Annotated in this window: 8 protein-coding genes and 1 pseudogene; 2 read left to right on the top strand and 7 right to left on the bottom strand. The window is 64.9% G+C overall.

The window, feature by feature from the left end:
- Positions 1–208: 208 nt before the first annotated feature.
- Positions 209–1036: pseudogene (locus NKH95_RS12100) on the bottom strand (alpha-D-ribose 1-methylphosphonate 5-phosphate C-P-lyase PhnJ); the annotation flags it as partial.
- A gap of 65 nt (positions 1037–1101) precedes the next feature.
- Here NKH95_RS12100 and NKH95_RS12095 point away from each other — a divergent pair.
- Positions 1102–1305 carry a hypothetical protein gene (locus tag NKH95_RS12095; RefSeq protein ID WP_023812473.1) on the top strand — a complete coding sequence of 68 codons (204 nt, stop codon included), beginning with the start codon at positions 1102–1104 and terminating at the stop codon, positions 1303–1305.
- A gap of 2 nt (positions 1306–1307) precedes the next feature.
- Here the strand turns inward: NKH95_RS12095 and NKH95_RS12090 are convergent, their stop codons facing one another.
- Genes NKH95_RS12090 through phnG form a run of 3 tightly spaced genes read right to left on the bottom strand, consistent with a single transcriptional unit; the run spans position 1308 to position 3496 of the window.
- On the bottom strand, positions 1308–2420 hold the full coding sequence (locus NKH95_RS12090; RefSeq protein ID WP_352774972.1) for a carbon-phosphorus lyase complex subunit: 1113 nt from the start codon (positions 2418–2420) through the stop codon (positions 1308–1310).
- A gap of 3 nt (positions 2421–2423) precedes the next feature.
- Positions 2424–3035: a phosphonate C-P lyase system protein PhnH gene (gene phnH / locus NKH95_RS12085; protein ID WP_352774971.1), complete on the bottom strand. Its 612-nt coding sequence runs from the start codon at positions 3033–3035 to the stop codon at positions 2424–2426.
- Positions 3035–3496, bottom strand: coding sequence for a phosphonate C-P lyase system protein PhnG (phnG, locus tag NKH95_RS12080; protein WP_023812476.1), 462 nt, complete (start codon positions 3494–3496; stop codon positions 3035–3037). Before phnG ends, phnH begins: the two co-directional genes overlap by 1 nt.
- Positions 3497–3628: 132 nt before the next feature.
- On the opposite strand from phnG, the gene phnF reads away from it, so the two are divergent.
- Positions 3629–4378, top strand: coding sequence for a phosphonate metabolism transcriptional regulator PhnF (phnF, locus tag NKH95_RS12075; RefSeq protein ID WP_023812477.1), 750 nt, complete (start codon positions 3629–3631; stop codon positions 4376–4378).
- Between the two features lie 279 nt (positions 4379–4657).
- On the opposite strand, the gene NKH95_RS12070 is transcribed toward phnF, so the two are convergent.
- The 3 genes from NKH95_RS12070 to NKH95_RS12060 form a co-directional block, all read right to left on the bottom strand.
- The gene (locus NKH95_RS12070) at positions 4658–5674 is read right to left on the bottom strand and encodes a zinc-binding alcohol dehydrogenase family protein (RefSeq protein ID WP_352774969.1); all 1017 of its coding nucleotides are present in this window, start codon (positions 5672–5674) and stop codon (positions 4658–4660) included.
- Between the two features lie 66 nt (positions 5675–5740).
- Positions 5741–6706, bottom strand: coding sequence for an ABC transporter permease (locus NKH95_RS12065; RefSeq protein WP_352891621.1), 966 nt, complete (start codon positions 6704–6706; stop codon positions 5741–5743).
- Positions 6703–8256: a sugar ABC transporter ATP-binding protein gene (locus tag NKH95_RS12060; protein WP_352774968.1), complete on the bottom strand. Its 1554-nt coding sequence runs from the start codon at positions 8254–8256 to the stop codon at positions 6703–6705. Before NKH95_RS12060 ends, NKH95_RS12065 begins: the two co-directional genes overlap by 4 nt.
- Positions 8257–8269: the final 13 nt, after the last annotated feature.

The following is an 8269-nucleotide window of genomic DNA, read 5'->3' as shown; positions in this document are numbered from 1 at the left end:
CGTGGCCCCCCCCCCGCGGCCCCGCCTTAATTTTCCCCAGCCCCCGCCCCCCCCCCGGGGGGGCGGTGTTCTCTGGTCCCACCCCCCCCCCCCGGGGGGGGGGGGGGGCGGCGCCCCGCGGGGGGGGGGGGGTTGAGTGGGCCGTAGATTGGTCAAGACCCCCCGCGCCTTCGGCGCGACCTCCCCACAAGGGGGAGGTAGGGGCGTTGCGCCGCTTCTCGCAATGGTCTGTGTCCGAGCAGACGAACATGTGGCCGCCATGGTCGTCGAGGATGACCTCGTCGAGATAGACATTCTCGGCCGCGCACAGCGCGCAGGGCTGGTCGAAGGTCTGCACCTCGAACGGATGATCCTCGAAGTCGAGGCTGACCACGTCGGTGAACGGCGGCACCGCATAGATGCGCTTTTCGCGGCCGGCGCCGAACAGCTGCAGCGCCGGTGAGCGATGCATCTTGGGATTGTCGAATTTCGGCGTCGGCGACGGGTCCATCACATAGCGGCCCTCGACCTTGACCGGATAGGCATAGGTGGTGGCGATGCGGCCGTGTTTGGCGATGTCCTCGTAGAGCTTGACATGCATGAGGCCGTATTCCTCCAGCGCATGCATCTTGCGCGTTTCGGTCTCTCGCGGTTCAAGGAAGCGCAGCGGCTCAGGGATAGGCACCTGATAAACAAGCACCTGGCCCGCCGTCAGCGGACGCTCGGGGATGCGGTGACGGGTCTGGATGATGGTGGCGCTGGCTGTGTCGGTGGTCACCGCGACGTTGGCGACCTTCTTGAAGAAGGCACGGATCGAGACTGCGTTGGTGGTGTCGTCGGCACCCTGGTCGATCACCTTCAAGACATCATCGGGGCCGATGATTGAAGCGGTGACCTGGACGCCGCCGGTGCCCCAGCCATAGGGCATCGGCATTTCGCGCGAGGCGAACGGCACCTGGTAGCCGGGAATGGCGATGCCCTTGAGGATCGCCCGGCGGATCATCCTTTTGGTCTGCTCGTCGAGATAGGCGAAGTTGTAGGTGGCGATGTCGGTCATGGCGATCACATCCACATTGTGCTATTGAATTGGCGTCCAGGACGCGGAAACAGGGGCGAAATCGGATGACCCAGACCGCTTGGCTGCATATCGGAATTCTGCTGCTGGCGTTCGTCGGCGTGGTCGCGTTTATCCTCCGAAGAATGGTTTTTCCCGCAGCCAGGGAAGGCGCGCATGGCGAGAGCGTTGGCATCGGCGGCGGCTACAGTGGCGGGCATGGCGACCATTCGCACGACAGCGGTGGCGGTGATGGCGGGTCGGGCGACTAGGCTCATTCCGCCGCCTCCTTCTTGTCTTCCAGCATGTCGGCATTTCCGCGGGCGTCGTATTCGGCGCGCATGCGGCGCACGAGGTCGAGTTCGGCCTGGAAGTCGACATAGTGCGGCAGCTTCAGATGTTCGACGAAGCCGGTCGCCTGGACGTTGTCGGAATGCGAAATGACGAACTCCTCGTCCTGCGCGGCGGCGACGACATCCTCGCCGAGTTCGGAGGCGCGCAGCGCCCGGTCGCAAAGCGCCATCGCCATCGCCTTGCGCTCGCTCTGGCCGAAGACCAGGCCGTAGCCGCGGGTGAACTGCGGCGGCGCCTTGGCTGAGCCTTTGAACTGGTTGACCATCTGGCATTCGGTGACGCGGACAGTGCCGAGCGGGACAGCGAAGGGCAGTTCGGGCACGTCGAGCTCAAGCTCGACCTCGCCGATGCGGATCTCGCCGACGAAGGGATGGTTGCGGGCATAGCCGCGCTGGGTGGAATAGCCGAGCGCCAGCAAAAAGCCCTCGTCGCCGCGTGACAGCGCCTGCAGGCGGATGTCGCGCGCCATCGGGAATTCCAGCGGCTCGCGGGTGATGTCGCCGGGGACATGGTCCTGCGGCATGTCGCCGTCCGGTTCGATCAAGCCTTCGCGGGCGAGGATCGCCGATACGCGCGGCATGGCTTGCGCTTCCGTCTCGCGCCGCAAGGGCTCGGCGACGTCGGCGCCGGCGGCAAGCTCGGGATCGAGCAGCCGGTGGGTGTAGTCGAATGTGGGCCCGAGCAATTGGCCGCCGGGCAGGTCCTTATAGGTCGCCGACACGCGCCGCTCGACCAGCATTCCGGCGGTGTCGATGGGCCTGGTGTAGCCGAAGCGCGGCAGCGTGGTGCGATAGGCGCGCACCAGGAAGATCGCCTCGATCAGGTCGCCGCGCGCCTGGACGATTGCGAGTGCCGCCAACTCACGGTCGTAGAGCGAGCCTTCGCTCATCACCCGATCCACGCCGAGCGCCAGCTGCTCGACGATCTGGTCGAGGCGAAGGGCCGGCACCGAACGGTCGCCGCGTCGGCGGTCGGCAAGCAGGCTGTGGGCGTTGGCGATTGCGGCTTCGCCACCTTTTACCGCGACATACATTTTTTACGCCTCCATTGTCTTGATGCGCGTCGTGCGCGGCAGGCAGGCAATGCCATCTGATGTGGCGAGTATGATGTCGACGCCTCTGGGAAAGCGCTTGATGTTCTGCTTCCACTGCTCGACGAAATGGCGCGGCATCTGTGCCGGCGCGATCGTGGCGCTGGTTTCGATGCCGGGACCTTCGAGCAACAGCGGCGTGCCGGACACGAGATCGCCGACTTGCAGGATCAGCGTGGTCGAACGGTCGGGATAGTCCTGGGTGCCCTGCGAAAAACCATCGAGCGACATCATCTCGGCCGGGGCCGCGATGAAGGCGAAATGCGCATCGGCCGGTGTGTTGGCCAATGGCGCGCCGGTGTGGAACCCAAGCCAGGGTCTGATCGCGGTGGAAGCTTGCAGGGTCTGGTCGAGCCAGAGCGGGGTGTCGTTATCGCACAGCGCCAGTGCGATGGCGCCGGCGGCCGCCGAGAGCGGCGCCGGCGGGCGGGCGAAGGCCGGCAGCGGCTGCACGCTGCCTGGCCGCGCCATTGCGTCCATGACGGCGCGGAACACCGTCTGGGCATTGAAGACCGGATCGGCGAAACCGCCCTCTATCGATTGCGCTGCAATGTCCATCAGTCTTCTCCGCGAACCATGGTGAAGAAATCCACCTTCGTTGCCGCCGTCTCGGCGCGGCGTTTTTCATGCGCTGCGGTCAGAGCCGACCGCAGGGGCGCTATCAGTCCGGTCTCGACTTCATTGCGGCGGGCAGGATCCTGCCACAGCGCGTCGGCGATGGCCGCCAGCTTCGCCTTCTGCTTGTCGCGGCCAAGCGCATAGCAATGTCCGACCTGCCCGGAGGGCAGCCGGACGGTGGCGCGGGTGACGGTCGCCTCGCCGACGTTGAAGGGCGCGCCGCCGCCGCCGATGCGGCCGCGCACGGTGACCAGCCCGGTCTCGGGGCCGCGCAGCAGTTCTGCTTCCGAAGGCAATCCGGCTTCATTCCAGAGCCGGACGATGTCATCGCCGCTGGATTGCGCCAGTGTCGCCATGGCGGCCTTGCGCTCGGCCTGGTCGCGGGCTTCCTGTCCTCGCATCAGCAGCATTCCTCTTTGTCAATTTGTCTATTGATATAGACAACTATACAAATTATACCTATTATCTAACGCGTGTCCATGACGGGTGGATGACAGCGATATAAGACTGGGCGCTGGAAGGTTGGGGCAATGATAGTCGGGCGGCTGGCAGCGGACAGCATCGAGCGGCGCAGTGGCGTTTCGCTGTGGCGGCAGATCGCCGACAAGATCCTGCATGCGATCGCCATCGGCGATTTCACGGAGAATGCAGCGTTGCCGCCGGAGGTGGCGCTGGCAGAACGCTATGGCGTCAACCGTCACACGGTGCGCAGCGCCATATCGGCCCTTGTAAGGGAAGGCGTGCTGCGGGCCGAGCAGGGGCGCGGCACCTTCGTACTGTCGCGCAAGCGGCTGTCCTATCCGATCGGCGCGCGCACACGCTTTTCGACAGGGCTGCAAGGGCAAACGACGGAACGGCACATCGTCCTGCTCGCCTCGTCGATCGAGCCGGCCAGCCAGCGCGTTGCCGAGGGCCTTGGCCTTGCCAGGGGAGCCGATGTGATCCGGTTGGAAACGCGCGGCGAAGCCGACGGACGGCCGGTGTCGCGTGCTGCCGGCTGGTTCGAGGCCCGGCGCTTTGCCGGCATCGATGCCGCGATGGCGCAAACCGGCTCGATCACCGCATCGCTGGCGCGTTTCGGCATCGACGACTATCTCCGGCAATCGACCGTGCTGTCGGCGCGCCATGCCGATGCGGCGGACCTTGCCGACCTCGACCTGCTGCCGGGCGCCATCGTGCTGGTCACGGTTGCCGTCAACGTCACGCCGGACGGCCAGCCGATCCAGTTTTCCGAGTCGCGCTTCCCGGCCGAGCGGGTGGAGCTGAAGCTGTCGGCGCTGTAGCTAACGTCGTCATCCTTGGGCGAAGCAGGAGCGCAGCTCCGTCGCGGAGACCCAAGGATCCATGCCGCGATCTCGGGCGAAGAGCGCAGCGGCGCAGAATTCTGCACCGAAGCAACGCTCTCAGGTCACGGCATGGATCCTATGGTCTGCGCCGCGTCGCTTCGCTCCTCGCTCCGCCATAGGATGACGAAGCGATGGATGTTGCGGCTAGTCGCCAAAGCATCAGATCTACCAAGTTGGGCGCTCAACGATCTCCGAATTCGTGTCGAACAGGCGCCTCTATCCGACCTCGATCACAGCCTTGATCAGGCCGGATTTCTCGTGTGCCCAGCGGGCGAGATCGCGCGGCGTGCCGGCGAGTGTGGTGCGGTGTGTGACGAGCTTGGCCAGGGGCACGGCGCCGTTGCGGATCGAGGCGGCGACGTGATCGAAGTCGGCGCGCAGCGCGTTGCGGCTGCCGATCAGCGTCATCTCGCGCTTGTGGAATTCCGGATCGGAAAAGCTGATGTCGTCCTTGACGACGGAGACCAGCACCAGCGTTCCGCCATGCGCGACATGGGCGAAAGCCGACTGCACCGATTGGGTGTTGCCGGTGGCGTCGAAGACGACATCGAAGCCTTCGCCTGATGTCGCTCCCTTGACCAGATCGGGCACCGCGCCGCGCGAGCCGTCGAGGGTCTGGAAACCAAGCTCGTTCGCGGCGAAGGCGAGCCTTTCACTGCTCATGTCGAGCAGCGTCACGTCGAGCCCGGCGATGCGGGCGAAGATGGCGGTACCGAGCCCGATCGGGCCAGCGCCGATGACCAGCGTGCGGGCGCCAGGGTCGGCGCGAGCGCGCCGCACGGCATGCGCTCCGATGGCCAGGAACTCGACTGCGGCGGCGTCGGCCAGCGACAGGCCGTTGGCCGGATAGAGATTTTGCGCCGGCACCAGGATCCGTTCGCACATGGCGCCGTCGCGATGCACGCCCAGCACCTCGATCCTGACGCAGCAATTCGGCTTGCCGTGCCAGCAGGCGATGCACTTGCCGCAGGAAAGATAGGGGTTGATGACGACCGGCTCGCCAACGGCAAGATCGACGCCGTCGCCGGTCTCGAGGATCGTTCCCGACACCTCATGGCCCATGATGCGGGGATAGGCGAGGAATGGGTGCTTGCCCTCGAAAATGTGGTAGTCGGTGCCGCAGATGCCGACATGGCTGACCGCCACCAGCGCCCAGCCGGCAGGCGGTGCCTCTGGTGAAGGCCGGTCTTCAAGGACAAGATCGCCGGGCGAACGGCAGAGGACGGCTTTCATGCGCTAATCCAGTCATGAAATCGCCGGCCCGTTGGTGTGGCGAACCGGCGGTTGATTGCGGGGTCGCTACTTGCCGCGGCGGCGCAGGCCGTCGAAGTAGACGATGATGATGATCAGCGCGCCGGTGATGATGCGCTGCCAGAACGAGTTGACGTTGAGCAGGTTGGCGCCGTTGTTGATGGTGGCCAGGATGAAGGCGCCGAGCAGTGGTCCGTGCACCGAGCCGACGGCGCCGAACAGCGAGGTGCCGCCGATGACCGAAGACGCGATCGCCTGCAGCTCCCAGCCCTCGGCCTGCGTCGGGTTGCCGATGCCGATGCGGGCGGCCAGCAGCACGCCGACAAAGGCGGCGCACAGGCCCGACAGCGTGTAGGCCATGTAGATGGTGCGCTGGACATTGACGCCGGACAGACGCGAAGCCTCGGCGTTGGAGCCGACCGAAAACAGGTATCGGCCCCAGCGGCTGTGGTGCAGGAAGATATAGGCCGGAATGCCGACCAGGATCACCATCCAGAACAGGTTGGGGATGCCGATGAAGGAATTGCGCGAGAAGGCGGTGAAGGTGTCGCTGTTGATGTTGATCGAATTGCCGTTGGTCATCAAAAGGCCGATGCCGCGCAGCGAGGTCAGCGTTGCCAGCGTGATGATGAAGGGCGGCAGGCCCATCTTGACGATGCCGAAGCCGTGGAACATGCCGATGGCGACGCCGACCAGCAGCGTCACCAGAATGGCGAGCCAGAGGGGGAAGCCGGCATTGATCATCATGGCCACGACCACCGTGGCGAAACCGACCACGGCGCCGACCGACAGGTCGATGCCGCCGGTGATGATGACGAAAGTCTGGCCGACCGCCATGATGGCGATCATCGAGCCCTGGCGCAAGAGATTGGCCATGTTGTTGGCGGAGGCGAAGCTCGTCGTCGCCACGGAGAGAAGGATCCAGAGCAGAACCAGCAGCGCCAAAAGCGTCAGCCCAAACAGGACATTATAGTTGCGCTTCGGTTTTTCGACGGCAATCGCCTCGGTGCTCATATCTGTCCTCCCAGCTTTTCTTGTTTCTCGGCGAGCGCCTGAGTGAGAATATCCTCGTGGCTGGCGGCGTGAAAACCGTGCGTCGCCACCAGTTTGCCGCGCCGGAACACGTGCAGCGTGTCGGCGAGTTCATAGACTTCCGGCAGATAGGACGAGATCAGGATGATGCCGGCGCCCTTTGACAGCAGCGCGCCGAACAGGCGGTAGATCTCGGCCTTGGTCCCGACATCGACGCCGACCGTCGGTTCGTCGAAGATGAACAGCTTGGCGCCGTGCGCCAGCCATTTGCCGATGACGATCTTCTGCTGGTTGCCGCCCGACAGGCTGGATGCCAGCGCGCCGCGTGTCGGTGTCTTGATGCGCAGATCGGCGATCTGGCGATCGGCTTGCGTCTTCTCCTGCGTGCTCGAAATCAGCATATTGTTGGAGATACGCTTGTAGATCGGCAGGTTCAGGTTGAAGCCGACCGGCAGGTTGAGGCAGAGGCCCTGGTCGCGGCGGCTCTCCGGCGCCAGCGCCATGCCGAGCTTGATCGCGTCATGTTCGGAATTGACCTGCACCTCCTTGCCTTCCCAGAGGATCTGGCCGGCGGATTTGCGGTGGCGGCCGTAAAGCGTGGTGACGAACTCGCTGCGTCCGGCACCGATCAGGCCATAAAGCCCGACGATCTCGCCGGCGCGAACCGTCATCGAGACATTTTCGAAGCCCTTGCCGGACAGGTTCCTCGCCTCGATAATGGCGGCGCCCGGCGTGAAATGCTCCTTGTGATAGACCTGCTCGATCGAGCGGTTGATCATCATCTTGACCAGCTCGGCATCGTTGGTCTCGGCGATGTTGCGGGTGCCGACCAGCGTGCCGTCGCGCAGCACGGAAACACGGTCGGCGAGCTCGAACACTTCCTCCATGCGGTGGCTGATGTAGATGATCGTCACGCCTTCGCCCTTCAGCCGACGGATTAGGGTGAAAAGCTGGTCGGCCTCCTTGCGGGTGAGGTAGGCGGTCGGCTCGTCGAAGATCAGGAATTTGGTGCCGCGCACGGTGGCGCGGGCGGCGGCAATCAGCTGCTGCTGGCCGATGGTCAGGTCGCCAAGCGTGACATGCGCCGGCAGGTCGAAGCCGAGGTCGTCGATGATCGTCTGTGCTTGCCTGACCATGGCGCGCTGCTGCAGGATGCCGAAGCGTGAATTCTCCTCGCCGAGGAACATGTTGGCGGCGACCGTCAGGTGACGGCACAGCACGACTTCCTGGTGCACGGCATTGATGCCGAGCGCCATCGCCTCGTGCGGTGTGGCCAGGGCGGCCGGCTGGCCCTCCCAGGCAATCTCTCCGGAGGTGCGCGGCATGACGCCGGTCAGAAGCTTGATGAGCGTGGATTTGCCGGCGCCGTTCTCACCGACGATGGCGTGGATCTCACCGGACTTGAAGGCGAGGTCGACCGGCTTCAGCGCGTGGGTGCCGGGATAGCGCTTCTCCAGCCCGCGCAATTCGAGGATGGTCCGCCCCGGTTCCAGAACGGGTGTGGGATGCAGTTCCTGCGCCGTCGAAATCATGACAATCCTCCCA

It is taken from the genome of Mesorhizobium sp. M0848 (assembly GCF_040319805.1).
Taxonomy (GTDB): domain Bacteria; phylum Pseudomonadota; class Alphaproteobacteria; order Rhizobiales; family Rhizobiaceae; genus Mesorhizobium.
The sequence above is the reverse complement of the archived record's forward strand: the minus strand, read 5'-3'. Positions and strand labels throughout refer to the sequence as shown.